Genomic DNA, 26306 nt, shown 5'->3' on the forward strand with positions numbered 1-26306 from the left:
GATACAGTGGAGGAAAAGCCCCTCTCCCTTGAGGGGAGAGGGGTTTGGGGTGAGGGTGGCGCCGGCCACAGGCCGGCCGGAACCATCCACCGCGGCCGGGTTTGAGATTTTCTCCGGGCTGCCGCCCGTAACGACCCCTCACCCCAACCCCTCTCCCCCAAGGGAAGAGGGGCTTTTTCCTTGCTGCTCAATGCATTATCGCATCCGCGAGATGTGTGCATACCGTAGAGCCTTCGCTGGGATGACGGCGAAGAGAGTGGCCGAACCGAACGGCGGTCAGTAGAACTTGCTCATGAATTCCAGGCGCTGGCGGTCGGCGAGCTGCGCCTGTTCGAGCAGGTTGCGGCGGCGGGCGTTGTCCAGCTCCTGCTGGATCGCCTGGCGCTTGATCTGGTCGATCTGGTCGGCGTCCTGCCGCTCGACCGCGCTGTCGTTGACGGCGCCGAGCAGGATCGCCTCGCCCGACCCGTCCGCGGCGCTGACCCCGCTGGCCCCCAGCGTCGCGCGGGTGCGGGCCATGGTCCGGCGCAGGGCGTCCACCCGGCGCCGCTCCTCCGCCGCGGCGTTTGCGCTGATCTGGGCGAGCTGCGTCTGCGCGCCCGCCTGCCTGTCCGCCATATCAGCGGCCTGGTTGGAGCGCAGCTGGTCGGCGGCCTGGTTCTGGCTCTGCGCCAGCCAGTCCATCTCGCGGGCGCGCTGGGCTTCCGCGTCGCGGCGGGCCTGCTCCTCCTTCTGGCGTTGAAGCTCCTGGTCCTGGCGGCGCAACGCGTCCTCGCGCTGCCACTCCAGCTGCTGCTTCTGCGCCTCGTAGGCGTACTTGCGTTCGTCGGCCGCCTGCTGCGCCTGGGCAGTCGACGAGCCGTCGCTGAACTTGGCCACCGTGCCGGCGACAGCGTTCACCGCCGGCAGGGCCGTCGTCATCAGGGATGTGATGCCACCCATCAGTCGTTCACCTTCAATTCCATGGTCACGGACAGCAGGGTGAAGGGCAGCGGCGCGTCCTGGCGGATGCGCCACAGCGGCCGGTCGAAGTCGCGCCGCCAGCCGAGCGTGCGCAGCTTGCGGTCGCCGGAGATGCGGGCCGGCACGCCGCCGGCCGGCTGCGGCCCCGTCCGGTGCAGCGGCAGCTCCTGCACCCCCCGCCCCAGGTCGGCGCTGAGCGCCGCCGTCTCCTCCAGCCGGAAGGTGACGGAGACGAGCCGCACGGGATCCGGCACCCCCGCCTGGCCGAGCAGGCTGACCGGCAGCGGCTCCACCAGGTGCGTATAGGGCAGCCCCGCCTCCACGCGGCGGGCCGGCGGGTCGAGCACGATCTTACCGGCGGCGACGGTGGTGGAGCCGCGCACCACCCCATCGGCGACCACCGACAGGGTCCGCCCTTCCAGGTGGTCGAGCCCGCTCCACACCGCGGTCGGCGTGTCGTGCTCGCCGACCAGCGCCGCGTCCAGGTTCAGGTCGTCGTCGAAGCGTTCGACGCTCCAGCGCCCGGCGCGGTCGACCAGCGCGTAGACCTCGTCCCCGACCACGGCGACGGAGCGCACCGCCCCGTCCGTCTCCAGCCGGGTCCAGGCGGTCACCTGCTCCAGCCGGTAGACGGTCAGCGCGCCGAGCGAGCCGTCCTCCATCGCCACGAACATCAGCCGGCGGCTCTGGTCGTAATCCTGGTCGCGCGGGTTCACCACAAGGTGCCGCGCCAGCAGCGCGAGGTCGTTGGCCTGGTAGGCGGCCTCCGTGTCGGTGTAGAGGAACTCGCGGATTTCCTTGCCGTTGCGCGACACGAACAGCGTCGCGCCGTCCACATCCCGCGGCGGGACGGAGCGGTCGACCGGCGAGCCGATGCGCGTCTGCCGCGTCACCTGGATGTTCTGCGGCGTCAGCGGGTCGCCCGACACCATGTACTCCGCCCCCGAGGTGAAGAGCTGGAGGTGCCGGCCGGAGAAGACGGCGCGGATGGCGTTCACCTGGTCGGACAGAATGCCGAACTCGATGGCCTCGTCGTCCTTGCCGGTGCCGAGGTCGAAGTTCCACAGGTCGGCGGAGCGTGACAGCCACAGCCGGTTCGGCAGGTCGCGCGACCCACCGATGACCAGCCGGTCCTGGTGGAAGGCCGCCGACACCGGCCAGCCGCGCAAGGGGGAGAAGGACTGCTCGTCCCACACCGTGGTCGCGTTGGCGTTCGGCAGCGCCTCCACCACCGTGGCGTTGACCTGGGTGGCCGACACCACACCCGTGACCCGCAGCTGCTTGCCCTGGATGCGCAGCCGCGTGCCGTCGTGCTTCGGATCGAAGACGGGGGCCGAGGCGGTCACCGTGATGGCGCCCGTCGTGCCGGACGGGGTCACCGTCACGGCCGCGTCGGCGAAGCGGTAGAAGGGCATCAGGACCTTCTCGCCGTCCGTGACGTAGGACCAGTCCGACAGCGTCCAGTGCCCATCCGCGCCGCCGCGCGTCAGCTTGCGCGGCGGCACGTCCGGGTGGCAGACCAGCAGCGTGTCGGCGGACTGCGTCCAGGTGATCTGGGCGAGCTGCGCCGCGGTCCAGGGGGCGTCCACCGTGGCGGCGCGGACGTCGTCCTCGTAGACGTCGATCTTGCCGTCGGAGAAGACCAGCAGATAGGTCTGCTCCGTGTTGAACTCGAAGGCGACGAGCCGCCCGTCGCCCCGCACCCCGTCCACGAAGGCGAGGCCGGAGCGGCGGGTGATCCCGCCCGTGGGGTGGATGAACAGGTTGCGCAAGGACAGCGCCCCGTTGTCGTAGGCGCGCAGGTCGCCGCGCCCGAGCAGCCGGCGCGACACCTCGCCCGCCGTGAAGTTGGTCTTGATCTGGGTGACCCGCGGCATCAGCCCCTCGCGTCGATCAGGGTGAAGTCCTGGAAGCCCGGCTGGCTGTCCTGCTGCCCGTCGATCTGGCGGGCGCGGCGGAACTCCGCCTCCGCCAGCCGTTGCAGCAGGTCGGCGCGGCTGGAATTCTCGGTCAGGGGAATGCAGAACTCCGCGGCCAGCCGCGCGATCAGCGCCTGGTCGAAGAAGGGCGGGAAGTCCTCCTCCGCCGGGCGGCCGATGTAGGTGAGGGTCACCGTGTCGGAGTCCGCGTGCAGCGCCCGCCCGGCGATGCGATAGTCGAGGCCCCGCCCCCGCCCACTCGGCCCAGCGCCCAGCGCGCGCAGGAAATCGGCCGGCAGCTGGAAGGCGGCGGAGAAATCCGCGACCGGAATATCGGCGAGGCGCGGCAGCGTGGCCTGCCGCGTGGCGAAACTCCAGGGGTTGGCCGACAGCAGCGCGTCGCGCGCCGGCTCGTAGAGGGCGGCGGCCACCTCCGCCTCGGCGGTGCCCTCGTCGAAGGCGGTGATCGCCGTCGCCCCGATCTTGATCAGGGCGCGGCTGCACAGCCCGACCGCGGTCAGTGCCATGGGTTCGATCCTTCGAAGGAATGAAGGGATGGACAGGGGACGGCCCGCCGGGGACGGAACCGCCCCCCGCGCGATCAGTCGGCGTTGCTGGCGCCGAAGGGCGTGATGTTGGTGGCGTCCACCACGCCGGCCGCGTTGGAGCCGACCACGAACACGCCGGTGACCGGCGCGCCGTCGGTGTCGGTGTTGGCGAGGATCATGTCGCCGACCCGCAGCAGGTCGGCGGCGCCGTTGAAATAGCCGCGGGTGTCGACCTCGGTGGCGAGATCGACGGTGGTGTAGTGCCAGAGCGTGAACCCGTTCGCGTAGGCGAGCACGCTCAGGTCCTTCGAGGAGTAGGCCATGGGAAGAACTCCAGGGAAGTCAGGGGATTGGTGCGCGAAAGCGCAAAGCGCGCGGCGCCGTCAGCTCTCCAGGCAGCGCAGCGTGACCACGCCGGCCGCGTCGATCAGCGCGGCACCCTGGCTCATCATGTTGTTGACGAAATGCGCGGCGCGGTCGCCGTGCCAGCTGATGTCGGTCTTCACGTCGGCGCCGGAGGCGTGGCCGACCGCCGTCTTGTGGAACCAGTGGCACAGCCGCACGCCGCCCGCGGCCTTCAGGCCGGAATGCGGCATCCACAGCGTGCCCAGCCAGCGCTTGGCCTGGGTGCCGCGCCAGGGCAGCTCGTCGGGCCCCACATACTGGGTGTTGGCGAACTCCTCGATGCCGAGGAGCTGGCTCCACTGCTTCCAGCCGACGACGGCGTAGCGCTGGCCATCGTCCGGCACGTCGGCCTCGCCCAGCAGCTCGAAGGCCTCCAGCACCTTGCCCTTGGTCAGGCCGTCGCTGGCGGAGCCGGCGTAGTTGGTGGACTTGTCCAGCTCGGCGATGATCAGCTCGTCGGTCTTGCGGCCGAGCGCATAGGCGCCGGCGTTGGCGATGATCTGGCGCTCGTCGATGTTGGTCTTCAGCTCGTCCAGCCGGTCGACCCAGTCGCCGGCGTAGAAGTCGTAGAGCGTGCATTCCACCGGCGTGTGGTCCAGGTTCATGACCGGCACCGCGCCGTGGCGCGCCTTGGTCGAGGCCGTGCCCTTGCCGACCTTCTGGAAGACGGTGGAGGCGCCCTGGACGTTGTTCTTGGTGCGCACCGTGTTGCGCAGCTTGGAGCCCATGCGCTGGTAGGCTTCGTGCACTTCGCGTTCGAACTGCTTGACGAAAGCCTGGGCGATCGAGGTGGACATGTGACTTTGATCCTTTCGCGTTCAGCGGGATCCCGTCCGGCGGGAAGCAGTCCGCCACCCGGTTGTCGGCCATGCCCGGGGGCATGCCCGGCCGCGGGCGAAGCGCGAAAAAGAAAAGGGCTGGCCGGGCCTTTCGGTTGTCCGGCCAGCCCTTTCCAGGACAGGCGTGAGGGGAGTTCGGGAGATGCCGCCGCCCGTCGTGAGAGGGGAGACACTTCGGGCGTTGGCAAGTCCGTTTCTAGGACTTTGCGCCGCCCATGTCAAGATTTTTTTCCTGTAGAAAACAAACAACGTAGGTTGGGTGCAGCGAAGCGAAACCCAACATCGTCGCGACGCGGGGTGTGTTGGGTTCCGCTGGCGCTCCACCCAACCTACGGCCCCACCCGTCAAATCACGCCCGCTGCTTGATCCGCTTCACCAGCAGGTCGGCGGCCTGGACGGCGGGGACCGGGCGGCCGGTCAGCCAGCCCTGGACGAGCGTGCAGTTGTGGTGGCGCAGGAAATTGGCCTGCTCCGGCTTCTCCACCCCTTCGGCCACCACGTCCAGGCCCAGCATGTCGGCCATGGCGATGATGGTGGAGACGATGCCGTTGTCCTCCCGCACGGACGGCACGCCGTTGACGAAGGACCGGTCGATCTTCAGCGTCGTCACCGGCAGCCGCTTCAGGTAGCTGAGCGAGGAATGGCCGGTGCCGAAGTCGTCCACGGCCACGCGGATTCCCATGGCCTTCAGCGCCGCCAGCACCTCAAGCGCGTGGTCCATGTCCTGCATCACGGCACCCTCGGTGATCTCCAGCTCCACGAGGTCGGGCGACAGGCCGTGGCGGTCGATGATGCGGCGGAAATCCTCCGCCGAATGGTGCCGCAGGTGGCGGGGGGAGATGTTGACGGCCACCGGCACCGGGTCCAGCCCGTCGTCCAGCCAGGCGCGCAGCTGCCGGCAGGCCTCGTCCAGCACCCAGTCGCCCAGCGGCACGATGAAGCCGGTGTCCTCGGCCACCGGGATGAACTCGCCGGGGGAGATCATGCCGTGGCCCGGCTTCTCCCAGCGCAGCAGCGCCTCGAACCCCTCCAGCGAGAAGTCGATCAGCGAGACCTTGGGCTGGTAGTGCAGCTGGAACTGCCCGCCGGCCAGCGCCGTGCGCAGGTCGCGGTCGAGCGCCAAATGGCGGTGCGCCTGGTCGGCCAGCTCCTTGCGGAAGAAGGCGTGGCGCCGCCCGCCCAGCCGCTTGGCGGCGTACAGCGCGGTGTCGGCGGCGCGGATCAGCTCCTGCGCGCTGTCGGCGTGGTCGGGGTAGAGCGCGATGCCGATGGAGGGGGTGACGTAATGCTCCGTCCCCATCAGCAGGACGGGGTCGTCGAAGGCGGCCAGGATGCGCCCGGCGATCATCGCCGCCTCCTCGCCGTCGCGAACCTCCTCCAGAATCACCGCGAAATCGTCGGTGCCGATGCGGCCGACCGTGTCGCTGGCCCGAACCATCACGGAAATGCGGGCCGCGACTTCCTGCAGCAGCAGGTCGCCGGCGTGGTGTCCCATGGTGTCGGTGATCAGCTTGAAGCGCGACAGGTCCAGGCACAGCACGGCGAAGCAGCGCGCGTGGCGGCGCGCCCGCTCGATCGCCGATTCCAGCAGCGACTCGACCAGCGCCCGGTTCGGCAGCCCGGTCAGCCGGTCGCGCGTCGCCAGCCGCAGCAGCTCCCGCTCGTGGCGCAGGCGCTGCGTCATGTCGGCCAGCGCGCAGACGTAGCTGCGTCGCCCGTGCACGTCCAGGCAGGAGACGGTCAGCGAGACCTCGGCCCGTCCACCCTGACTCTGGCCGCCTGATTCCAGGTCCGCGCGCTCGATGCCCAGCTCCTCGGCCCGCTCGGTCCGGCCACAGCCCCCGCCGCCACCACCGCCTTGCCCGCCCAGCAGCGAAGCAACACGCTCGCGGTCCTCCTCGGTGAACAGGTCGGTGAAGCGGCGGCCCAGCAGCTGCGCCCCCGGCACGCCGAACAGCGCCACGGCGGCCGGGTTGTGCTCCTCCACCAGACCGTCCTCGCCGACCAGCACGATGGCTTCGCCGACGTTGTTCATGATGCCGAACAGGCGCTCGTCGCGCTCGATCAGCGCGCCGGCAGCCCGTCGGAAGAACTCCATGGCGCGGGCCATGGCGCCGAACTCGTCGGCGCGCTCGCGGCCGGGGATGTCGATGGCGGTGTTGCCCTGGGTCAGCTGCTCCATGCGCGCCGACAGGGCCTCCACCGGGCCCAGCACCTGCTCCGACAGGAAGACGGACAGCGGCCAGCTCAGCACCAGCAGAACCGCCAGGAACAGCGTGAAGGCCAGCGCCTCCACCGCGAACTCGCGGTCGATGTCCTCCGTCTCGGACATGGCCGCGACGGCCCAGCCCCAGGGGGTGAACACCACGCTGCTGAGGATGGCGGGCTCGCTCCGGCCGTCCGGGGACCAGTGCGCCGGCACGTTCCCGTCGGTGAAGACGCTGACGTGGAACGGGTCGCGCCCGAGCGCGCGCAGGGCCAGCCGCGCCTGGGCCTGGGCCTCCTCCCGCCGGAGCGAGCCCGCCTCCACGGCGGCGTTCATCTCGGCGAGCATCGCGTGGGCCGAGTCGACCAGCGCGGTGGTGAGGCGCCCGCGTTCGGAGATCAGGCCGCTGCGCAGCATGTACAGGGCCGGGATGGCCGCCATCAGGCAGCCGATCAGCCCGATCCAGGTCAGCCAGCGGATCTTGCGGCGCAACGTCATGGGAAGTCCGGCAGCCCGTCCACGCGTACGGCCGGTTGCGTCCGGCCGGTTGTCTTTGCGTAACGGAGCCTCGCTTTTTTATGTCATACGCGCAACAACCAAGTGGCGGCCGCGAAGGACCGCGCCATTAATTTGCTCAATTCCGCGGCATTTTGACACATTCGCCACAGCGCCCCCGGAGCGGCGGCCACTCCGGGGGCAGGCGCACGGACGTCAGCCCGCGTTGGGGTACAGGCGCTGGAAGCCTTCCGTCACGCGCGCGACGACCGCCGGGTCGCGCTCCCGCCAATAGCGGGGGTCGCGCATCAGCGCCTGAAGCTCCGCCTCGCCGCCGCCGGGCGCCGGTGCAGAGGGCATCGACAGGGCCGACGGCTCGGTCCCCGACATCATGCGGTACATCGCCATGACCCCTTCATAGGTCGTGGACAGCCCCTCCACCGCCGCCCGCGGCAGGTTCTTGCCGGCCCAGGCGAGCAGCTGGCGCGACACGTCCCGCCAGCGCTCCTCGCCGCCGAACTGGGCGGTCAGCCGCTCGACCTCGCGTTCCGCCTGGAACTCCGCGGCCACCTCCTGGATCAGCGGGACCAGCCGCTCGGCGGCGAGGTCGTAGACGAGCTGCGCCTGCTCCGGCGTGAAGCCGGCCTCGTGCAGGCGGCCGTTGATCGCCGCGTCGGGGTGGAACAGCCCGTGGTCGCAGGCGATGCAATAGCCCTCCGGCCCGTCCGGCACGCCCAGCATCTTCAGCAGGCTCGGCCGGTCGGGCTCGGCCGCGGGAGCGGCGGGAACGGCAGCCGCGGGGGGAGCCGACAGGCGGCGCTCCAGCTCCAGGTAGGACTTCAGCAGCGCGTCCACGCGCACGGCCCCGGTCTGCGGGTCGCGGAACTTCTCCGGGACCGGCGGAGCGGACGCGGAGTCCGGAACGGAGGAGGTCAGCAGGTTTTCGGCCATGGGAGACTCCAGTTGGTGGATAAATGGGAGATCAGGCGCCCTGCCCGTGCACGGTTCCGCGCGCGGACCCACGGGCGACGAGGGCGAGGATGACGGCGACCAGCTGCCGCTGGCCTTCGAGGTGGCGCAGCGCCGCGTCGGGCGCGTCGGGACCCAGCGCGCGGCCCAGCGTCATCGCCCGCAGGGTGTTGAGCACGCGCTCCCCGTCCGGCCCGGCGAAGCAGCGGGCGAAGGCGGGCGCCGGGTCGTCGGGCGAAGCCGCCGCGGGAACGGCATCGAGCGCGCCCCATCCATCGCGCTCAACCATGGGCGCCCCCCGGCGCGGCGGCCGGCGGCACCTCGGCGCGGATCAGCGGGGCCGGCACGCCGAACGCCTCGCCCAGCCAGCGCGCGGTGGCCGCCGCGTCCACCGTGGCCATCGCCTCGGGGCCGAGCTGCTGCGCCGTCTCCAGCCAGTGCAGCGTCGCCTGAACGTCGCGCTGCGCCTGCGCCTGGGCGAGCGGGGAGCGCTGTTGCAGGGCGACGATGCGCCCATCCACCGCAAGGTCCGGGATCTCGCCGCGCCGGCGCAGGATGGCGACCGCGCGCAGCAGCAGCGGGTTCAGCAGTTCCGCCTGCAACCGCCCGAAGGTCGCGCCGAGCAGCCGCGCCATCTCGGAGGAGCGCTCCAGCACCTCCGTCGCGGTCATGCGCGGCTGGTCGAGCGGCGCCAGCCGGTCGGTCAGCAGGGCGTGGCGGATGCGGGCGCGCAGGTCGTCCAGCACCAGCTGCGACACGTCGAACCGGCCGGGGTTGGCGAGCGGGGTCAGCCCGGCGGAGCCCACCGCCTTGGGGATGATGGTCCCCGGCACCAGCCGGATCGTCGCCGGGTTCAGCACCCCGTCGTCGTCCGCCTGCCAGATGCCGGTGACGGCGACCGAGGCGTTCTTCAGGACCAGCTCCACCACCTTGTTCGCCGTCTTGATGTCCGGCAGCGCCTTCATGACCGGCGACCGGCCATAGGTCTCGCCGGGCGCCTTCAGCCAGCGGAAGTTGATGAAGGGCGACTGGGCGAACCGCCCCTCGGCCAGCCGGCGGGGCTCAGCCAGCCCGCTGTCCAGCACCACGCTCCAGCGGTAGGCGAGCCCGTCGGGCAGCACCGCCTCCACCAGGGGGAAGCGGCTGTCGGGCTCGTCGGTGCCGCGCCGGCGCACCTCGTCCGGCAGGTCGGCGCCGGGAAAGCGGCGCTCCAGCTGGGCCAGCGTCGGCTCGCTGCGGCGGTAGGTGCCGTCCAGCCGACCGTCCGCCCCCTCCTCCAGCACCACCTCGGCCAGCGGCACCGCGGTGAAGCGCAGACTGGAGGGCGCGCCGGGCGCCGCCTCCTCCATCAGCAGGGAGGCGGTGCCGACGGTGACGAGGTCGAGGAAGGCCTGATGGATCTCCACCGCGAAGTTGGAGCGGTCCAGGTGCGCCTGGACGATGCCCGCGGCGCGGTCCAGCATCGGGGCGACGCGGTCGCGCTCCGCGTCCGACAGGGTCGGGCCGGGCACCAGCCCGAACCAGCGCGACCAGGGCGGGGTCAGCTCCGCCAGCAGGCTGGAGGCCAGCTGCTCCACCGCGTCCGGCGCGGTGCCGTCGAACAGCCGGTCGACGCGCCGCTCGCCCGGCGTGCCGGTGCCGCGGAAGGGCTGCCCGTTGGGCAGCGCGTGGTCGTAGCAGTCCTGCCAGTGGCCTTCCCACACCGACCGGCGCTCCCGCGCCGCGCGGTAGCGGTCCAGCAGGGCCTGCGCCTCCGTCTCCGTCTTTGCCGCGGGCGTTGCGCCGGGTGTCCCTTTCGACCGGATCGTGGTGTCGCTCATGCGCTCATTCCCCCAGCAGGCGCTTGCGCAGCGGCTGCAGCGCGTTGGTGTCGAGCACGCCGCGCCAGGAGGTCTGCACCGTGCCGATCAGGCTGCGCGCGCGCCGTTGCAGCAGCTCCTCCGCGGCCTTCGCCGGGTCCTTCTCCGCCGGTGTCGCGGCGGGCGCGTCCGGCGCCGTCGGGGTCTGCGCGTCGGCCGCCGGGGTGGCGGCCGGTGCGGGCGCGGGGGCTGCGGCCGGTGCCGGCTGCGCCTCCGCGGCCGGCGGCGTCGACGCCCACCAGGGCGACGTGGGGGCCGGAGCCGGCGTCTCGACCACCGGCGCAGGGGCCGGCGGGGGAGCCGGCGTGGGGGCCGGCATTTCGGCGACCGGTGCGGGAGCGGGGACCGGCGCCGGTGCCGGGGTGGCGACGACCGCGGTCGCGGACGGCCGCGGGGCCTTGAACAGGTTCGCCATGGGCGGTTTTCTCCTGCTGGGAAGCGGGTGTGCGGGGAAAGCGGGTGGTCAGGCCGCGGCGGCGCCGGTCAGCCGGCGGTACAGCTGCCAGGGCGTCAGCACGCCGGGCGCGTGCAGGCCGAGCAGGCGCTTGACGGCCTCGACGCAGGTGAAGGGCCCCCACGGCGCCGGGCGGGTCAGGCCGCGGCGCAGCGGCGCCGGGGCGACCGCCATGCCCTTTTCGCGGAACCAGCCCGGCAGGTCGTAGGCGGCGGGCAGGTCCAGCACCTCCACGTCGGTGAAGGGCGCCAGGGGGTCGATCAGCACCCAGTGCCGGCCGTCGTTCAGGATCGCGAAGCAGTGGCGGAATCCCGGCCGCAGCAGGCGCAGCCACCACAGCTCCGCATCGCCGCGGAACACCACCCAGGCACGGCGGGTCGTGTTCCCAAGGTCCGAAGATTCGAAACTCATTGCACGATGCCCTTCTCGCGCAGCACCGGGGCGAGCTGGGCGAAGGCCTCCCGCCACAGGGCATGGGCGCGCTGCTCGCGGCGGCGCTCCGGATCGGGGGCCATCAGCCGGCGGCCGTAATGGACCAGCACATGCAGGTGGTCGCGCAGCAGCAGGCGCCGGCGGTACAGCCGGTCCACCGCGCGCAGCACGTCGGACGGCTCGCACGGGCGCTGCACCAGCCCCTTTCCGGCGGTGATGCGGGCACCGGCCGCCTTGGCCTCCTGCGCCTGGACCGACCAGAACCACGCCTCCTCGGCGCTGCCGAACGGAACGCCGCCGACGTCGAACGCGGCCGATGGAGAGACCATCGCGGGCGGGCTGCGGAGGGTGCTGCGGTGAAGATCCATGCGTCGAAGCCTTCCGGTTGAAATGCACGCTTTGCGTTCGCGGGTTCCGATTCACTCGCGATTCGGACCGGCTGGGCGCGCTGTTGCGCGGCAGGCGCGAACGTCTGTTCACGTTATGTACTGACTTTATTCCTTCGTCAAGGAAAATATGAAAAGGTTCCTAGGGACGTCGCGCGGGGATTATGAGATTATCGTCCCATGCTGAAACACGCGGACATCTGGCGGGCCATCGACCGCCTTGCAGCCCAGAACGGGCTGTCGGCCTCCGGGCTCGCGCGGCGCGCCGGGCTCGATCCGACGACCTTCAACAAGAGCAAGCGGACCACCGGCGACGGGAAGCTCCGCTGGCCCTCGACGGAAAGTGTCTCCAAGGTGCTGGAGGCGACCGGCGCGTCCCTGACGGAGTTCGTGAGCCTGGTCGGCGAGGCCGCCGGTTCCGGTTCGCTGCAGCGGGTGCCGGTGATCGGCTACGCCCAGGCGGGCAACGCCGGCTTCTTCGACGACGCGGGCTTTCCCTCGGGCGTGGGCTGGGACGAGCTTCTCTTCCCCAGCATCGGCGACCCGCACGCCTACGCGCTGGAGATCGCCGGCGACAGCATGGACCCGGTCTACCGCGACGGCGACACCATCATCGTGTCCCCGGCGGCGCAGATCCGCCGCAACGACCGCGTGGTGGTGCGCACCAAGGGCGGCGAGGTGATGGCCAAGCAGCTGATGCGGGAAACGGCAACGAAGGTGGAGCTGATGTCCATCAACCGCGCCCACCCGGACCGCAACATCCCGCGCGCGGACGTCGCCTGGATGGCGCGGATCATCTGGGCCAGCCAGTAAGGGCCGCCAGACAGGGACAGTCCATCAAGGGCAGCTGATCCTAGGTTATTTTTCCTTTATTTGGCTTGACAGGGCGTCGCGGCGCGCGCAGCATACGCGACCATGTTCCGCGACGCCCCGCCGCCGTCCGCAAGCGCCCACTCCGACAGCCCCGACGGGCCGGGCCTCGCTGCGCTGGAGCGGAGCCATGACGGCCCCCCGCCCCGACACGCCCTGAAGATCGCCCTGCTGGGCGGCGGCGAGCGCCACACCGCCCTCGCCCTCTCCGCGGCGCGTTCGCTGCACGACCGCTTGGCCGCCGAGGCGCGGCAGGGCGCCGCCCGCCGCCGCGCCGCCTTGCCCGCCGCCGGTGCGGCGGCCGACGCGTGGCTGTCGCGTCTCTCCCGCACCCTGGCGCACCACCGCCACGCGGCCTGCGCCCTGGCGGCCGCCGCTTTCGACAGCGCTTACTGAGCGGCGTCCGACTTGACGTCCGCCACCACCGGCGGGACGGTCACCACCGGTTCCGGAGCGACCTCCGGATTGGACGCCATCAAGGCGACGGCCGCCGTCTCCGTCCGCTTCGGCACCGCCGCCTTGCGCGCCGTGGGCGCCTTCTTCGTGGTGGCCGGCTTCTTGGCCGGAGCGGCCTTCTTCGCGGCAGTGGCCTTCCCGGTTACCGTCTTCTCGACCACCGCCTTCGCGGCCGGTTCCTCCACCGGAACGGACTCCACGGCCGGCGTTTCCGCCACCGCGGCCTTCTCCGCGCTCTTCTGGGCCGCCTTCTTCAGCGCCTTGCCCTTGGCGAAGCCGGCCTTGCGCAGGGCGGACTTCAGCTCGTCCCAGGCGGCGCGGATGTCCACCGCGAAGTCCTTGGCCTCCTCGTCGCGGTGGGTCCGGAAATACTCGGCGGCGGCGCGCATCTGGGCGGGCAGCGTCTCGGCCCCGGCGCGCACGGCCTCGTTGCGCAGCAGGTTCTGCCGGTTGGCAAGGTAGCTGGCGATTTCCGCCAGTTCCTCCGGCGTGCAGGCCTTGTTCAGCTTGTCGGTGACGGCGGGCGCCGCCTTGTCGATCTTGCCCAGCACTTCGGAGCGCCCGCGCTTCACCTCCGGGTCGTAGGTGGTGCGGATGACCTGGATGACGCGGCGCCGTTCACGGAATTGCATGATGTGGTGATCCCCCCAATCGTGGCGGCGCCAGCAAGCCCGACGCCCCACCGTCAACCGGAATCATGCCCGTTTCCGGGCCGTCTATCAAGCCGGCCTCTGGGCCGCATACCGCGCGTCAGCGGAAGGCGAACTCCCAGTACAAGGCGCGGGCCCGCGCCGCGAGCGGTCCGGCCGCCAGGTTGCGGTCCTCCACCCGCGTAACCGGAACCACCTTGGCGTAATTGCCGGTGGAGAAGACCTCGTCCGCCTCCAGCACGTCGCGGGTGGACAGGGTCGCCTCCTCCACCGCGACGCCGTCGTCGCGCAGCAGCCCGATCACGCGCTGCCGCGTGATGCCGTTCAGGAAGGTGCCGTTCGGCACCGGCGTGCGCACCACCCCGTCCTTGGCGATGAACAGGTTGGCGGTGGCGAACTCGGCGACGTTGCCGATGGGGTCGGTCATGATCGCGTTGTCGAAGCCGCGCTCCCGCGCCTCCTTCAGGGCCAGCCCGGCGTTGGGGTAGAGGCAGGCGGCCTTGGCCTCCGTCGGCGCCATGGCCGGGGCCGGGCGGCAGCGCGTGGAGAGGCAGGCGGTGAAGCCGGACACGCTGGGCAGCGGCGCCTCATAGACCGACAGCACGAAACGCGTGCTCTCCGGGTCGGGCGCCACGAAGCCCTCCTCGGCATAGAACATGGGGCGGATGTAGAGTTCCGCTTCCTTGGGAAAGCGGCGGATGCCGTCCCAGCACAGCTCCTCGATCTCGCCCGCGGTCAGCATGGGGGACAGGCCCATCGCCTGCGCCGAGCGGACGACGCGCGCGCAGTGCCGGTCCAGATCCGGGGCGACGCCCTGGAAGGCCCGTGCGCCGTCGAAGACGACCGAGGAAAGCCAGAGCGCGTGAGTCATCGGGCCGACGATCGCGGGATTGCCCGCAACCCATTCTCCGTTGATGTAGCTCAGCGCCTGACCCGCCGTGTTTCCCATGATTTTCTCCCTTCCTTGATTCGGCCCTTTCGATATCGGGCCCATGGATGATCGAATCTTTCTCTCCTCCGAAAAGGATACCCCCTCATCGCCATCGGTCAACGGGCGCAGACGGGCCAGTTGAACGGTTGAGTCCCTGACCCGCCGATCACTTCAGGGAGATTTCGACCATGGGCTGGACGTCACCGACCGCAACGCCGCAGCCGCTGCGCTCCGCACCGCCGAATCCGCCGCCGGGCCAGGACGCCCCCGCGCCGGCCCCGATCACCGACAACCCGGACCTTCCGACCCCCGGCCCGCAGGACGGCGGCCTGTCCCCGATCCCCAACGACGACCTGCCGCCGTCCCGGCCGACCGACCCGGACTTCGCGTAAGCGCCGGAAAATTTTCACCACAGAGACACGGAGACACAGAGAAATCACCCTCTGTGTCTCCGTGTCTCTGTGGTGAAAGTTTGTTTCTGCGGCGAACATTGCAGATGGCGTGAAAACGAACGAGGCGCCCCCTCTCGGGAGCGCCTCGCCGTTTGTCGACACGAACCGTGAAGCGTCGGATCAGCGGCGCTGGACCATCAGCTTCTTGATCTCGGCGATGGCCTTGGCCGGGTTCAGGCCCTTCGGGCACGCCTTGGTGCAGTTCATGATCGTGTGGCAGCGGTAGAGGCGGAACGGGTCCTCGAGGTTGTCGAGGCGCTCGCCCGTCATCTCGTCGCGGCTGTCGACGATCCAGCGGTAGGCCTGCAGGAGGATCGACGGGCCGAGGTAGCGGTCGCCGTTCCACCAGTAGCTGGGGCAGGAGGTCGAGCAGCAGAAGCACAGGATGCACTCGTAGAGGCCGTCCAGCTTGGCGCGGTCCTCCGGCGACTGCAGGCGCTCGCGGCTCGGGGCCGGGGACTGCGTCTGCAGCCACGGCTTGATCGAGGCCAACTGGGCGTAGATGTGCTTCAGGTCGGGGACGAGATCCTTCACCACCGGCATGTGCGGCAGCGGGTAGATCTTGACATCGCCCTTGATGTCCTCGATGGCCTTCAGGCAGGCCAGCGTGTTCAGCCCGTCGATGTTCATCGCGCAGGACCCGCAGATGCCCTCGCGGCAGGAGCGCCGGAAGGTCAGGGTCGAGTCGATGTTGTTCTTGATGTAGATGATCGCGTCCAGGACCATCGGCCCGAACTTGTCCAGGTCGACGATGTAGGTGTCGACCCGCGGGTTCTGCCCGTCGTCCGGCGTCCAGCGGTAGATCTTGAAGCTCTTGGCCCGCTTGGCGCCGTTGGCGGCGTTGATGGTCTTGCCGACGCCGACCTTGGAATTGGCGGGCAGGTTGAATTCGACCATGGTTCGTATCCTTGCCTTGCTCGTGGCCGCCTTAGTAGACGCGGGCCTTGGGCGGGAACACCTGCACCTCGTCGGTCAGGGTGTACATGTGGACCGGGCGGTAGCCGATCTTCGTCTCGCCCTTGTCCGACACCCCGATGACGGTGTGCTTCATCCAGTTCTCGTCGTCGCGGTCCGGATAGTCCTCGCGGGCGTGGGCGCCGCGGCTTTCCGGACGGTTCTTCGCCGAATGCAGCGTGGCGACGGCCTGGTACAGCAGGTTGTCGAGTTCGATCGCCTCGACCAGGTCCGAGTTCCAGACCAGCGAGCGGTCGGAAATCGCCATGTCGCCCTTCTTGGCGAAGGTCTGGTCGATGAGCTTCACGCCCTCCTCCAGCACCTCGCCGGTGCGGAACACCGCGCAGTTGTTCTGCATGGTGCGCTGCATTTCCAGGCGCAGTTCCGACGACTTGATGGAGCCCTTCGCGTTGCGGATGCGGTCGAACCGCTCCAGCGCGAACTCCGTCCCGGCGGCCGAGGCCGACACCGACTTGCCCTTCTCGACGATCTCGGCGGCGCGGATGGCGGCCGAACGGCCGAACACCACGAGGTCGAGCAGCGAGTTGGAGCCCAGGCGGTTGGCGCCGTGCACCGACACGCAGGCGGCCTCGCCGATGGCCATCAGGCCGGGCACCACGCGGTCCGGATCGTCGGCGGTCGGGTTGACCACCTCGCAGCGGAAGTTGGTGGGGATGCCGCCCATGTTGTAGTGCACCGTCGGCAGAACCGGGATCGGCTCCTTGGTGACGTCCACGCCGGCGAAGATCTTGGCCGTCTCGGCGATGCCGGGCAGGCGCTGGTGGATGATCTCCGGCGGCAGGTGCTCCAGGTGCAGGTGGATGTGGTCCTTGTGCGCGCCGACGCCGCGGCCCTCGCGAATCTCGATGGTCATCGAGCGCGACACGACGTCGCGGGACGCGAGGTCCTTGGCCGACGGGGCATAGCGCTCCATGAAGCGCTCGCCGTTGGAGTTGGTCAGGTAGCCGCCCTCACCGCGCACGCCCTCGGTGATGAGGCAGCCGGAGCCGTAGATGCCGGTCGGGTGGAACTGCACGAACTCCATGTCCTGCAGCGGCAGGCCGGCGCGCAGCACCATGCCGCCGCCGTCGCCCGTGCAGGTGTGGGCCGAGGTGGCCGAGAAGTAGGCGCGGCCGTAGCCGCCCGTGGCCAGCACGACCAGCTGGGCGCGGAAGCGGTGGATGGTGCCGTCGTCCAGGTTCCAGGCGACCACGCCCTTGCAGACGCCGTCTTCCATGATCAGGTCGAGCGCGAAATACTCGACGAAGAACTCCGCCTCGTGCTTCAGCGACTGCTGGTACAGCGTGTGCAGGATGGCGTGGCCGGTGCGGTCGGCGGCGGCGCAGGTGCGGTAGGCCTGCTGCTTGCCGTAATGGGCGGTCATGCCGCCGAAGGCGCGCTGGTAGATCTTGCCTTCCGGCGTGCGCGAGAAGGGCACGCCGTAGTGCTCCAGCTCGATGATCGCCGGGATGGCCTCGCGGCACATGTACTCGATGGCGTCCTGGTCGCCCAGCCAGTCCGACCCCTTGACGGTGTCGTACATGTGGAAGCGCCAGTCGTCCTCGCTCATGTTGCCCAGCGCCGCCGAGATGCCGCCCTGGGCGGCCACGGTGTGCGAGCGGGTCGGGAAGACCTTGGTGATGCACGCCGTCTTCAGGCCCTTCTCGGCCATGCCGAAGGTGGCGCGCAGGCCCGCACCGCCGGCACCGACGACGACGACGTCATAGGAATGATCGATAATATCGTAGGCGGCCATGGCTCGTCAGGCTCCGAACGAAATCTTGAGGACGGAGAACACGCAGGCCGCGGCCAGCGCGTAGCACACGAACTTGACGGCGAGGATGCTCAGCACCTTGGCCAGTTCGTTGTGCACATAGTCCTCGATCACGACCTGCAGGCCGCTCTGCGCGTGGTGGAAGGTGACCGCGGCGGTCAGGGCCATCATCACCGCCGAGAAGGGCGACTTCATCCAGGCGACGAAGGCGGCGTGGTCGGCGCCCAGGTGGCGGATGACGCCGAACACGAACCAGATGGTCAGCGGGACCAGCGCGATGGCGGTCACGCGCTGGTGCCACCAGTGCTCGGTGCCGTGCTTGGCGGAGCCCAGGCCGCGCGCCTCGGCCAGCGGGCTGCGCAGGGACTTCTTGGAAAGATTGGCTGCCATTGTCAGTCTCCTCACCACACGGCCAGGCCGATGATCCAGGCCAGGATGGTCAGGCCCAGCGACGCGCCGGCGACGATCTTGCCGCCCAGCTCCGCTTCCTTCAGCTCGAACGAATAGCCGGCGTCCCACACCAGGTGGCGGATGCCGGAGGCCAGGTGGTAGAACAGAGCCCAGGTCCAGCCGAACATCAGCAGCAGGCCGAGGCCCGAGCCGATGAACTTCTGCGCGCGCGCGAACGACTCCGGGCCGGCCGCGGCGGCGACCAGCCACCAGGTCAGCAGCAGCGTGCCCACGGCCAGCCCCACGCCCGTGATGCGGTGCGTGATCGACAGCGCCATGGTCCATTCGAATTTATAGACTTGAAGATGCGGGGAAAGCGGCCGACCGCTGCCGTTTGCCATTGCGTCGTCCTCTGTTCGGCGGCCGGTCGCGGCAAGGAGGGCTTTTTGCCGCGACGGCGGGTGGTGCGAGACCGAAAGTTTTAGGCCCTGCTGTGATTGGCGCATTGAATTACGCTTCTCGCGCACCCGAGTCAACGGCGGGGACTTAGCCGTGATCAAAATGGCGCACCGCGGGAAGTGCCTGAAAACAAAGGCCGATTGCTTGGGCGTGGTATTACCAGCATTTCTTTCGATGCCCGCGCTTCCCTTGCGGTGACTGCAAACCCGCTCCGGCCACGCTATGCGGGGCACGGTCGCCATCCCACCCGCAACGCGGGGGTGACGCCTGCGTCCGCTGTCGCAATCCAAGATGGGCAATCGGGGCCGTACATTCAACGGCATTCCGGGCGCCGTCGCGGGCGGTGTCCCGGACATCGGCGAACAATGATTCTGAGATCAGGCAGAAAGCAGGACTTTTCAAATCCATTATCGTCGATGACCGGCGCCAGGGAATACGCCGCCACAGCAAGTCATACCGGCGCATTCTCCTTCCAATGGCGCCAAAAATCCGAAGCCAATTCAGAAAAAGGACAGTCCAATGCCGGTCAACGCCGCGCTCTACACCATCACCCCCGCCAACGAATGGCGCAAGAAGGCCGAAAGCAGCGCCGAACGGGGCGACAACCTCCTCAACCACGCGGAACGCGCGCTGCTGGAGGCGAACCTGGGGAACCTGGGCGGCAAGCCCGGCCTCATCGTGCAGAACGCCTACCCCTGCACCGGGAAGGGCAACAAGACGGGCTGCCACCAGTATTTCATCGAGAAGTCCCGCGGCGGCCTGAACGTCATCCTGAAGGTGACCGGCGACCAGGGCGGCTACGGCGCCGAGCACGGCTTCACCCAGGGCAAGGCGCCGGTGCCCGCCATCATCTACTACACCGCCGGCACCAGCAAGATCGTCACCATGACCTCGGCGGACAAGACGCCGCCGGCCGTCTTCGCGACCGTCCCGAACTTCGACCACATCGCGCTCTGACGGCTTTGCCGGACGGGAGACGCCCGCCCTGCGGGCGGGGGGACGGGAGGGACCGGCCGGGCGACCGCGCCGGTCCCCTCTACTTGTCGAACCGCCGCACGTTCTCCAGCATCATCGAATACATCTGGGTGATCAGCTCGGCGGGGCGCAGGCGGCCGAAGGGGATGTTCTCCTTGGCCCACTCCACCAGCCCGTCCGGCGGCTTGATGGGGGCGACCTGATAGCCGGCCTTCTTCAGCGCGGTCATCACGGAACGCGCCTGCTTGGTGTAGTCCTCGTTGAAGAAGGACTTGTCCGCGTCCTTGATCGCCTTGGCGATGATGTCTTCGAGCGGCGTGGTCATGAGCCGGCGGGTCAAGTCGCGGTCGTTGGAAGCTGTTCGTGCACCGTCTCACAACGCGGGCGCTGTTGCAATTCCGTCGGGAACCGCATACCTCAAGCCCTCTTTGCACCGCTTTTCATCACAGGGATCCACCGCCATGGGCTACAAAGTCGCGGTCGTCGGCGCCACCGGCAACGTCGGACGGGAAATGCTGACCACGCTCGCCGACCGGAAGTTCCCGGCCGACGAGGTGATCGCTCTGGCGTCGGAGAACTCGACCGGCAAGGAGGTCTCCTACGGCGAGGACGAGGTCCTGAAGGTCCATGACCTCGCCAAGTTCGACTTCAATGGCGTGGACATCGTCCTGTCCTCGCCGGGGGCGAAGGTGTCGGCGGTGCACAGCCCGCGCGCCGCGGCGGCCGGGGCCATCGTCATCGACAACACGTCGCACTTCCGCATGGACCCGGACGTGCCGCTGGTGGTGCCGGAGGTGAACCCGGAGGCGATGATCGGCTATCGCAAGAAGGGCATCATCGCCAACCCCAACTGCTCGACGATCCAAATGGTGGTGGCGCTGAAGCCGCTGCACGACCGCTTCACGATCCGCCGCGTGGTGGTATCCACCTACCAGTCGGTGTCCGGGGCCGGGAAGGAGGGCATGGACGAGCTGTTCAGCCAGACCCGCGCCATCTTCGTGAACGACCCGGTGCAGAAGTCCACCTTCACCAAGCAGATCGCCTTCAACGTCATCCCGCACATCGACCAGTTCATGGACGACGGCTACACGAAGGAAGAGTGGAAGATGAACGTCGAGACCAAGAAGATTCTCGACCCCCGGATCAAGGTGACCGCCACCTGCGTGCGCGTCCCGGTCTTCATCGGCCACTCCGAGGCGATCAACATCGAGTGCGAGGAGCCGATCACCGCGGAGGAGGCCCGCCAGATCCTGCGCAAGGCGCCGGGCGTCCAGGTGATCGACCAGCGCGACAACGAGGGCTACATCACCCCCGTGGACGTCGCCGGCGACGATCCGGTCTTCATCAGCCGCATCCGCGAGGACTACACGGTGGACAACGGCCTGTCCTTCTGGTGCGTGTCCGACAACCTGCGCAAGGGCGCCGCGCTCAACGCCGTGCAGATCGCCGAACTTCTGGTGAAGGACTACCTGCCGGAGTGAGCTTGTAGGTTGGGTGGAGCGCAGCGGAACCCAACAGGTCCGCGGTGCAGCGGGTGTTGGGTTGCGCTGTGCTCCACCCAACCTACGGATTTCAAAAGACTTACTTCACGAACAGGCGATACAGCGCGGCGTGGTCCAGGCCGCCGTCGCCCTGGTCGGCCAGCATCTCGAACAGCTCCAGGCTCAGGCCCAGGGCGGGCAGCTGGATGCCGGACTGTTCGGCCAGTTCCTCCGCCTGTTTCAGGTCCTTGATCTGTGTGACCACGCGGCCGCCGGGGGTGAAGTCGCCGGTCACCATGCGCTGGCCGTGCAGGTCGAGGATCCGCGACTCGGCGAAGCCGCCGCGGATGGCGTCGCGCACCTTGGCCGGCTCCACGCCCGCCGCCTTGGCGAGCGCCAGGGCCTCCGCCACCGCGCCGATGGACAGGGCGACGATGACCTGGTTGGCCATCTTCGCGACCTGCCCGGCCCCGCTGTCCCCCACATGGGTGATGCGCTGGCCCATGACCTGGAACAGCGGCAGGGCTTTCGCGAAAGCCTCCGCCGAGCCTCCGGCCATGATGGTCAGGCTGCCGGCCTCCGCCGCCACCGTCCCGCCGCTGACCGGGGCGTCCACCCACTCGGCCCCCTTGGCGCGGACGGCCTCGGCGAGGCGGCGGGTCGGCTCCACCGCCGTGGTGCCCATGTCGATGACGAGATGGCCGGGCCGCAGGGCCTCCATCAGGCCGGCCGCGACCGCCTCCACCGCTACGGTGTCGGACAGCATCAGCACGACGGTGTCGGCGCGGGCGGTGACCTCGGCCGGGCTGGCCGCGGGGCTCATGCCCTCCGCGGCCAGTTCCTCGACCGGGCCGGGGCTGCGGCTGTGGACGACCAGCGACGCCCCGGCCTTCGCCAGGTTGCGCGCCATCGGCCGGCCCATCAGGCCGAGCCCGATGACGCCGACCGTCCGGTCCTTCAAGTCGACGCTCATCCGGTCAGGGACGCGCGTGGCGGGCGCGGGCGCCGCGTTCGATGGCGGCGGCGCAGAGCCGGTCGACGCCCAGCTTGTGCCGGATCATCTCCAGCATGCGCAGCTCCTCCTGCGAGGCGGAGGGGTCGGCCGCGGCGATGTCGCAGGCCAGCGCGTAGGCCGTCTCCACGAGCTTGTGCGGGGTCGCGTCCTTGATGATCTGGAGCGTCGTCTCCAGCCCATCCTGGTCGGCCAGCAGGCCGGAGCATTCGCGCGTGACGTCGGTCAGCCGGTCGATGTCGAAGTCCTTGAAGACCGGCAGATAGCGGACGTTCTCGCCGATGGCCTCAAGCTCCGCGTCCGTCATGTCGCCGTCGCACGCCGACACCAGCACCATGACGTAGATGAGGGCGCTGTGGTGGTTGATCATCGGAACTCCTGCGGGTTTGGGGCACTGCCAATCTTGCCCGTGCCTTCCCCGGCGTCAAGGGAGCCATGCCCAAGGTGGAGGTCTTCATCATTCGACAGGGGGCGCTCGACAGGGGGCATCCTCCCCCTTAAGGTCGGGCCCATGTCGGTTGTCTTCAACGTGGCGCTCCCCGTCTTCGCCATCATCCTGGCGGGTGTCCTTTCCGGCAAGGCGAAGATCCTCGGCCCGGCGTCGTCGGAGGCGCTGAACAAGTTCGTCTACTTCATGGCCCTGCCGCCGGTGCTGTTCCTGGGCACGGCGCGGCGGTCGCTGCCGGAGATCTTCAACGGCCCCTTCATCGGCGCCTTCCTGGGCTCCATGCTCGCGGTCTACGCGCTGGGCGCCATCCTCGGCCGGGTGATCCACCGGGAGCGGACGCAGATCCAGTGCATGCAGGGGCTGAACGCCTGCTTCTCCAACACCGGCTACATGGGCATCCCGCTGTTCCTGGCCGCCTTCGGCCCGGACCACCTCGCCCCCGCCATCCTCGCCACCGTGATCATGAGCGCCATCATGGTCGGCATCGCGGTGATCTGGCTGGAGTTCGCCAACAACCGCGCCGACGGCCTGTCCAAGGCGCTGCGCGACGTCGGCCGGGCGCTGGCCAAGAACCCGCTGATTATTTCGACCGTCCTCGGCCTCGCCTGGTCGGTGCTGCTGTCCGGCGTGCCGGTGCCGAAGCCCATCGCCACCTATTGCGAGCTGATCGGCGCCGCCGCCGGCCCCTGCGCCCTGTTCGCCATCGGCCTGTTCCTCGCGACCCAAAGCATGAAGGCGAACCTTCTGGAGGTCGGCTGGATCAGCGCCCTGAAACTGGTCGTCCAGCCGGCGCTGTGCTGGCTGCTGATCCGCACGCTGTTCCCGCTGGACCCCTTCTGGGCCGGCTCCGCCATCATCCTCGCCGGCCTGCCGACCGGCGCCCTGACCTTCGTGGTGGCGAGCCAGTACCGCATCTACGTGGAGCGCACCTCGTCGGCGATCCTGATGTCCACGATCGCCAGCGTGGTGACCCTATCGGCCCTATTGGCGCTCTACGCGCCGGCGCAGTAGCCGCCGTCGGGTTGCGCTGCGCTCCACCCGACCTACCGTAAGGCTCTCGCGTAGGTTGGGTGGAGCGCAGCGCAACCCAACGGCACCCACTCACCACCCCCGCAAAAACTCCGCCGTTTCCGCCACCGCCTCCTTGATGCCCACCCGGCGCACCTCCACGCCTTCCGGGAAGGCGCCGAACAGGCGGCTCGGCATCATGGGGTCGAGCAGGACGAAGACGCCCGTGTCGTCGGCCCGCCGCACCAGCCGCCCGAAGGCCTGCTTCAGCCGCAGGCGCGCGATCATGTCCTCGTAGCGGCGCCGCCCGAAGGCGTCGCGGCGCGCCCGGTGCAGGATGTCCGGGCGCGGCCAGGGCACGCGGTCGAAGACGATCAGGCGCAAGGACCGGCCCGGCACGTCCACCCCGTCGCGCACCGCGTCGGTGCCCAGCAGGCAGGCGTGCTCCTCCCCCCGGAAGATGTCGATCAGGGTCGCCACGTCCAGCGGGTCCACATGCTGGGCGTAGAGCGGCAGGCCGGTGGCGTCCAGCGGCTCCACGATGCGGTCATAGACGGCGCGCAGCCGGCTGATCGCGGTGAACAGCCCCAGGCCCCCGCCCCCCGCCGCCTGGAACAGCGTGCGGTAGGCGGCGGCAACCTGCCCCAGGTCATCCTTGCGCACGTCGGTGACCACCATCACCCGCGTGCGGTTGGGGTAGTCGAAGGGCGAGGGCACCTGCGCGCGCAGCGCCGGCTTCGGCAAATGGCTGGCGCCGCACCGGTCGGCCGCCGCCTGCCAGTCCATCTCCAGATCGCCCGTGCCGTCGGTCAGGGTGGCGGAGGTCACGACCATCCCGTGCGCCGGCCCGGCCAGCGCCTCCGCGAAGGGCACGGTCGGGTCGACCCAGTGGCGGTAGAGCCCCACGTCCACGTCGCGCCCGTCGATCCGCTCCACCGCGAACCAGTCCACGAACTGCGGCGGAGTCTCCACGGCCAGCGTCTTCAGCATCGACCGCCAAGCCTCCACCGTCAGCACGCCGCGCCGGGTCAGGCTGCGGGCCATGGCGTCGATGCGCCGGCGCTGGTCGCTGTCCAGTTCCGCCGTCTCGTCCTCCAGCCGCGCGGCGAGCCGCTTCGCCAAGCCCGCCAGCGGCTCCGCCAGCCGCACCAGAGCCCCCTCCAGCGCCTCCGCCGCCTCCAGCAGCCCGTCCACCGGGTAGGCCTTGTCGGCCTCCAGGCTGTAGGGCCCGCCCTGCCCCGCCGTCCGCGCGTAGACCTGCCGGCGCGCCATCAGCAGGAACTTCTCCGTCGCCCCCTGCGGGTTGTCGGCGGACAGCCGCGCCCCCCAGCCCTCCGCCGGCAGCACGCGGGCGCCCAGCATGACGGCGTCCATCAGCTCCTGCGCGCGGTCGTCGCTGGCGATCAGGTCCTCGATGCGGCGTTTCAGCCCGCGGGCGCGGCTGCGCCCCTCCTCCGCCCCCAGCAGCCAGCGCCGCAGCTCCTGCGTCTCCCGCCCGGTCAGGTGCCCGGCGAAGGCGCCGTCGGCCGCGTCGAAGACATGGTGCCCCTCGTCGAAGACGTAGCGGCTGGGCAGCGTCGGCTCCTCGCCCCCGCCCAGCGCCGCCTGCACCATGACCAGCGCGTGGTTGGCGATGACCACGTCGGCCTTGCGGGCGCGCCGCACGCTCTTCTCGATGAAGCAGCGGGCGTAGTGGTCGCAGGCCGAATAGATGCACTCCCCCCGCCGGTCGGCCAGGCCCAGGGTCCGCGCCCGCCCGGCGATGTCCACCAGCCAGCCCGGAAAGTCGCCGCCCGTCAGGTCGCCGTCGCGCGTCGCCGCGGCCCAGCGCGCCATCAGCCCGATCCCCACCGAGTTGTGCGGCTGCATGGGCATGCCGCGCACGGCCTCCTCCAGGTTCAGCAGGCACAGGTAGTTCTCGCGCCCCTTGCGCAGCACGACCTTGCGCGCCTTGGTCGCCGGCTCGGGGTAGAGGCGGTCCAGCTCCGCGTCGATCTGGTGCTGGAGGTTGCGGGTGTAGGTGGAGATCCACACCGTCCCGCCGTTCTTCTCCGCCCACACCGTGGCCGGCGCGAGATAGCCGAGAGTCTTGCCGACGCCCGTCCCGGCCTCCGCCAGCACCACGTTCGGCGTATCCGGGGCGGTGCGCGGGGCGAAGGCGGCGGACACGGCGCTGGCGTAGTCGGCCTGCTGCGGCCGCGGCTCCGCCACCTTGCCGGGCACGCTCGCCGACAGCATCTCGGCCAGACGCCGGCGCGCCTCGTCGGGCTCCACCGGGTGGTGGGCGGGCGGCGGCTCCGGCGGGCCGTCCTGCCATTCCTTGATGCGCGTCCAGACGCGCAGGCCGGAGCGTCCGGCCCCCTTCTCCGGCCCGTCCGGCTTGCCGAGCGCGGCCAGCACGGCCGGCGCCCAGGGCCAGCCGGCCCGCCCCATCTCCCAGGCGAAGGCCACGGGATCGGACGCCTCCTCCCGCCCCGGCGACCCCAGCAGGCCGAGCAGCCGCCGCACCGCCCGTTGCAGCGCCAGCGCGTCGGCGTCCAGCCCGTCAGGGATGGGCAGGTCCAGCGCCTCCGCCAGCCCGCGCGGGGTCGGCACGCAGAAGGTCGCCGGCTTCACGAAGGCGAACAGCTCCAGCACGTCGAAGGCGGTGAAGGGCTCCACCCCCAGCCGCCGCGCCATGGCCCGCGCATGACAGACCAGAGGCGGCTGGCGGCGCACCCGCATCGCCGCGGCGGCGGGCGACAGCTCCTCCACCTCGCCGTCGGCGGTCAGCAGCACGACCTGCCGCGCGCCGGCCACCAGCGCGGGCGCGTCGTCGAGCCTGAAGGAGGGGGGAGGCGGCGCGAAGGTCGGATCCATGCGGCGCAGTATAGAGGCCCCCGGCCCGCCAATGCGAGGAACAAGCTCGTCCAGCAAGCCCATGTTGACCTTACGGCCCCCATCGCCCGACAGTGGCGCCCCGCCCACGGTC

At 70.1% G+C, this 26306-nt stretch carries 28 protein-coding genes; 6 read left to right on the forward strand and 22 right to left on the reverse strand.

Annotated elements, in window-relative coordinates; translation table 11 throughout:
• Positions 1-276: 276 nt before the first annotated feature.
• From J2851_RS14220 to J2851_RS14275, 12 genes are all read right to left on the reverse strand, one after another.
• Complete coding sequence (locus J2851_RS14220; RefSeq protein WP_209766944.1) at positions 277-942, reverse strand: hypothetical protein; 666 nt, start codon at positions 940-942, stop codon at positions 277-279.
• Positions 942-2840: a phage tail protein gene (locus tag J2851_RS14225; RefSeq protein ID WP_209766945.1), complete on the reverse strand. Its 1899-nt coding sequence runs from the start codon at positions 2838-2840 to the stop codon at positions 942-944. The genes J2851_RS14220 and J2851_RS14225 overlap by 1 nt, the downstream gene beginning before the upstream one ends.
• The gene (locus J2851_RS14230) at positions 2840-3409 is read right to left on the reverse strand and encodes a phage connector family protein (RefSeq protein WP_209766946.1); all 570 of its coding nucleotides are present in this window, start codon (positions 3407-3409) and stop codon (positions 2840-2842) included. Before J2851_RS14230 ends, J2851_RS14225 begins: the two co-directional genes overlap by 1 nt.
• A 74-nt stretch (positions 3410-3483) precedes the next feature.
• Complete coding sequence (locus J2851_RS14235; RefSeq protein WP_209766947.1) at positions 3484-3753, reverse strand: hypothetical protein; 270 nt, start codon at positions 3751-3753, stop codon at positions 3484-3486.
• Between the two features lie 60 nt (positions 3754-3813).
• Positions 3814-4632, reverse strand: coding sequence for a phage capsid protein (locus J2851_RS14240; protein ID WP_209766948.1), 819 nt, complete (start codon positions 4630-4632; stop codon positions 3814-3816).
• A gap of 391 nt (positions 4633-5023) precedes the next feature.
• Positions 5024-7378, reverse strand: coding sequence for an EAL domain-containing protein (locus J2851_RS14245; RefSeq protein ID WP_209766949.1), 2355 nt, complete (start codon positions 7376-7378; stop codon positions 5024-5026).
• 213 nt (positions 7379-7591) lie between these two features.
• On the reverse strand, positions 7592-8326 hold the full coding sequence (locus J2851_RS14250) for a capsid assembly protein (protein WP_209766950.1): 735 nt from the start codon (positions 8324-8326) through the stop codon (positions 7592-7594).
• A gap of 31 nt (positions 8327-8357) precedes the next feature.
• Entirely contained in the window at positions 8358-8633 is a 276-nt protein-coding gene (locus tag J2851_RS14255; RefSeq protein ID WP_246500650.1) for a Bbp19 family protein, read from the reverse strand.
• Entirely contained in the window at positions 8626-10164 is a 1539-nt protein-coding gene (locus J2851_RS14260; RefSeq protein WP_209766951.1) for a portal protein, read from the reverse strand. Before J2851_RS14260 ends, J2851_RS14255 begins: the two co-directional genes overlap by 8 nt.
• Before the next feature lie 4 nt (positions 10165-10168).
• Positions 10169-10618 carry a hypothetical protein gene (locus tag J2851_RS14265; RefSeq protein ID WP_209766952.1) on the reverse strand — a complete coding sequence of 150 codons (450 nt, stop codon included), beginning with the start codon at positions 10616-10618 and terminating at the stop codon, positions 10169-10171.
• A 48-nt stretch (positions 10619-10666) separates the two neighbouring features.
• The gene (locus J2851_RS14270; protein WP_209766953.1) at positions 10667-11068 is read right to left on the reverse strand and encodes a hypothetical protein; all 402 of its coding nucleotides are present in this window, start codon (positions 11066-11068) and stop codon (positions 10667-10669) included.
• Positions 11065-11457, reverse strand: a complete 393-nt coding sequence (locus J2851_RS14275) for a hypothetical protein (RefSeq protein ID WP_307419597.1) — start codon at positions 11455-11457, stop codon at positions 11065-11067. Before J2851_RS14275 ends, J2851_RS14270 begins: the two co-directional genes overlap by 4 nt.
• Before the next feature lie 198 nt (positions 11458-11655).
• On the opposite strand from J2851_RS14275, the gene J2851_RS14280 reads away from it, so the two are divergent.
• Together J2851_RS14280 and J2851_RS14285 are read left to right on the forward strand one after the other, a co-directional pair.
• Entirely contained in the window at positions 11656-12288 is a 633-nt protein-coding gene (locus tag J2851_RS14280; RefSeq protein ID WP_209766954.1) for a S24 family peptidase, read from the forward strand.
• A 102-nt stretch (positions 12289-12390) separates the two neighbouring features.
• Positions 12391-12741 (forward strand): hypothetical protein, encoded by a 351-nt coding sequence (locus tag J2851_RS14285; RefSeq protein WP_246500651.1) that lies wholly within the window; start codon positions 12391-12393, stop codon positions 12739-12741.
• Here J2851_RS14285 and J2851_RS14290 read toward each other — a convergent pair.
• Positions 12735-13433 (reverse strand): hypothetical protein, encoded by a 699-nt coding sequence (locus J2851_RS14290; protein WP_209766955.1) that lies wholly within the window; start codon positions 13431-13433, stop codon positions 12735-12737. The genes J2851_RS14285 and J2851_RS14290 overlap by 7 nt on opposite strands.
• Positions 13434-13551: 118 nt before the next feature.
• The gene (locus tag J2851_RS14295) at positions 13552-14400 is read right to left on the reverse strand and encodes a branched-chain amino acid aminotransferase (protein ID WP_209766956.1); all 849 of its coding nucleotides are present in this window, start codon (positions 14398-14400) and stop codon (positions 13552-13554) included.
• Between the two features lie 170 nt (positions 14401-14570).
• Here J2851_RS14295 and J2851_RS14300 point away from each other — a divergent pair, with 170 nt between their 5' ends.
• Complete coding sequence (locus tag J2851_RS14300; RefSeq protein ID WP_209766957.1) at positions 14571-14774, forward strand: hypothetical protein; 204 nt, start codon at positions 14571-14573, stop codon at positions 14772-14774.
• 180 nt (positions 14775-14954) lie between these two features.
• Here J2851_RS14300 and J2851_RS14305 read toward each other — a convergent pair whose 3' ends face one another.
• From J2851_RS14305 to sdhC, 4 genes are read right to left on the reverse strand one after another with little or no spacing between them, the layout of a single operon-like run.
• A complete protein-coding gene (locus J2851_RS14305; protein WP_209766958.1) occupies positions 14955-15731 on the reverse strand; it encodes a succinate dehydrogenase iron-sulfur subunit in 777 nt (258 codons plus the stop codon).
• Positions 15732-15762: 31 nt separating this feature from the next.
• On the reverse strand, positions 15763-17544 hold the full coding sequence (sdhA, locus tag J2851_RS14310; protein ID WP_209766959.1) for a succinate dehydrogenase flavoprotein subunit: 1782 nt from the start codon (positions 17542-17544) through the stop codon (positions 15763-15765).
• Positions 17545-17550: 6 nt separating this feature from the next.
• Positions 17551-17952 (reverse strand): succinate dehydrogenase, hydrophobic membrane anchor protein, encoded by a 402-nt coding sequence (sdhD, locus tag J2851_RS14315; protein WP_209766960.1) that lies wholly within the window; start codon positions 17950-17952, stop codon positions 17551-17553.
• Between the two features lie 11 nt (positions 17953-17963).
• Positions 17964-18353, reverse strand: coding sequence for a succinate dehydrogenase, cytochrome b556 subunit (sdhC, locus tag J2851_RS14320; protein ID WP_209766961.1), 390 nt, complete (start codon positions 18351-18353; stop codon positions 17964-17966).
• 577 nt (positions 18354-18930) lie between these two features.
• Here sdhC and J2851_RS14325 point away from each other — a divergent pair.
• Positions 18931-19368, forward strand: a complete 438-nt coding sequence (locus J2851_RS14325) for a hypothetical protein (protein ID WP_209766962.1) — start codon at positions 18931-18933, stop codon at positions 19366-19368.
• Positions 19369-19447: 79 nt separating this feature from the next.
• On the opposite strand, the gene J2851_RS14330 is transcribed toward J2851_RS14325, so the two are convergent.
• A complete protein-coding gene (locus tag J2851_RS14330) occupies positions 19448-19726 on the reverse strand; it encodes a hypothetical protein (protein WP_246500652.1) in 279 nt (92 codons plus the stop codon).
• A 121-nt stretch (positions 19727-19847) separates the two neighbouring features.
• Between J2851_RS14330 and J2851_RS14335 the strand changes: the two genes are divergently transcribed.
• Positions 19848-20867: an aspartate-semialdehyde dehydrogenase gene (locus J2851_RS14335; protein WP_209766963.1), complete on the forward strand. Its 1020-nt coding sequence runs from the start codon at positions 19848-19850 to the stop codon at positions 20865-20867.
• 100 nt (positions 20868-20967) lie between these two features.
• Here the strand turns inward: J2851_RS14335 and J2851_RS14340 are convergent, their stop codons facing one another.
• Positions 20968-21840: an NAD(P)-dependent oxidoreductase gene (locus tag J2851_RS14340; RefSeq protein WP_209766964.1), complete on the reverse strand. Its 873-nt coding sequence runs from the start codon at positions 21838-21840 to the stop codon at positions 20968-20970.
• A 4-nt stretch (positions 21841-21844) separates the two neighbouring features.
• Complete coding sequence (locus J2851_RS14345; protein ID WP_209766965.1) at positions 21845-22249, reverse strand: tellurite resistance TerB family protein; 405 nt, start codon at positions 22247-22249, stop codon at positions 21845-21847.
• A gap of 141 nt (positions 22250-22390) precedes the next feature.
• On the opposite strand from J2851_RS14345, the gene J2851_RS14350 reads away from it, so the two are divergent.
• Positions 22391-23338, forward strand: a complete 948-nt coding sequence (locus J2851_RS14350; protein WP_209766966.1) for an AEC family transporter — start codon at positions 22391-22393, stop codon at positions 23336-23338.
• A gap of 90 nt (positions 23339-23428) precedes the next feature.
• On the opposite strand, the gene J2851_RS14355 is transcribed toward J2851_RS14350, so the two are convergent.
• The gene (locus J2851_RS14355) at positions 23429-26194 is read right to left on the reverse strand and encodes an ATP-dependent DNA helicase (protein ID WP_209766967.1); all 2766 of its coding nucleotides are present in this window, start codon (positions 26192-26194) and stop codon (positions 23429-23431) included.
• Positions 26195-26306: the final 112 nt, after the last annotated feature.

Source organism: Azospirillum rugosum (assembly GCF_017876155.1).
GTDB classification, from domain to species: Bacteria; Pseudomonadota; Alphaproteobacteria; order Azospirillales; family Azospirillaceae; genus Azospirillum; species Azospirillum rugosum.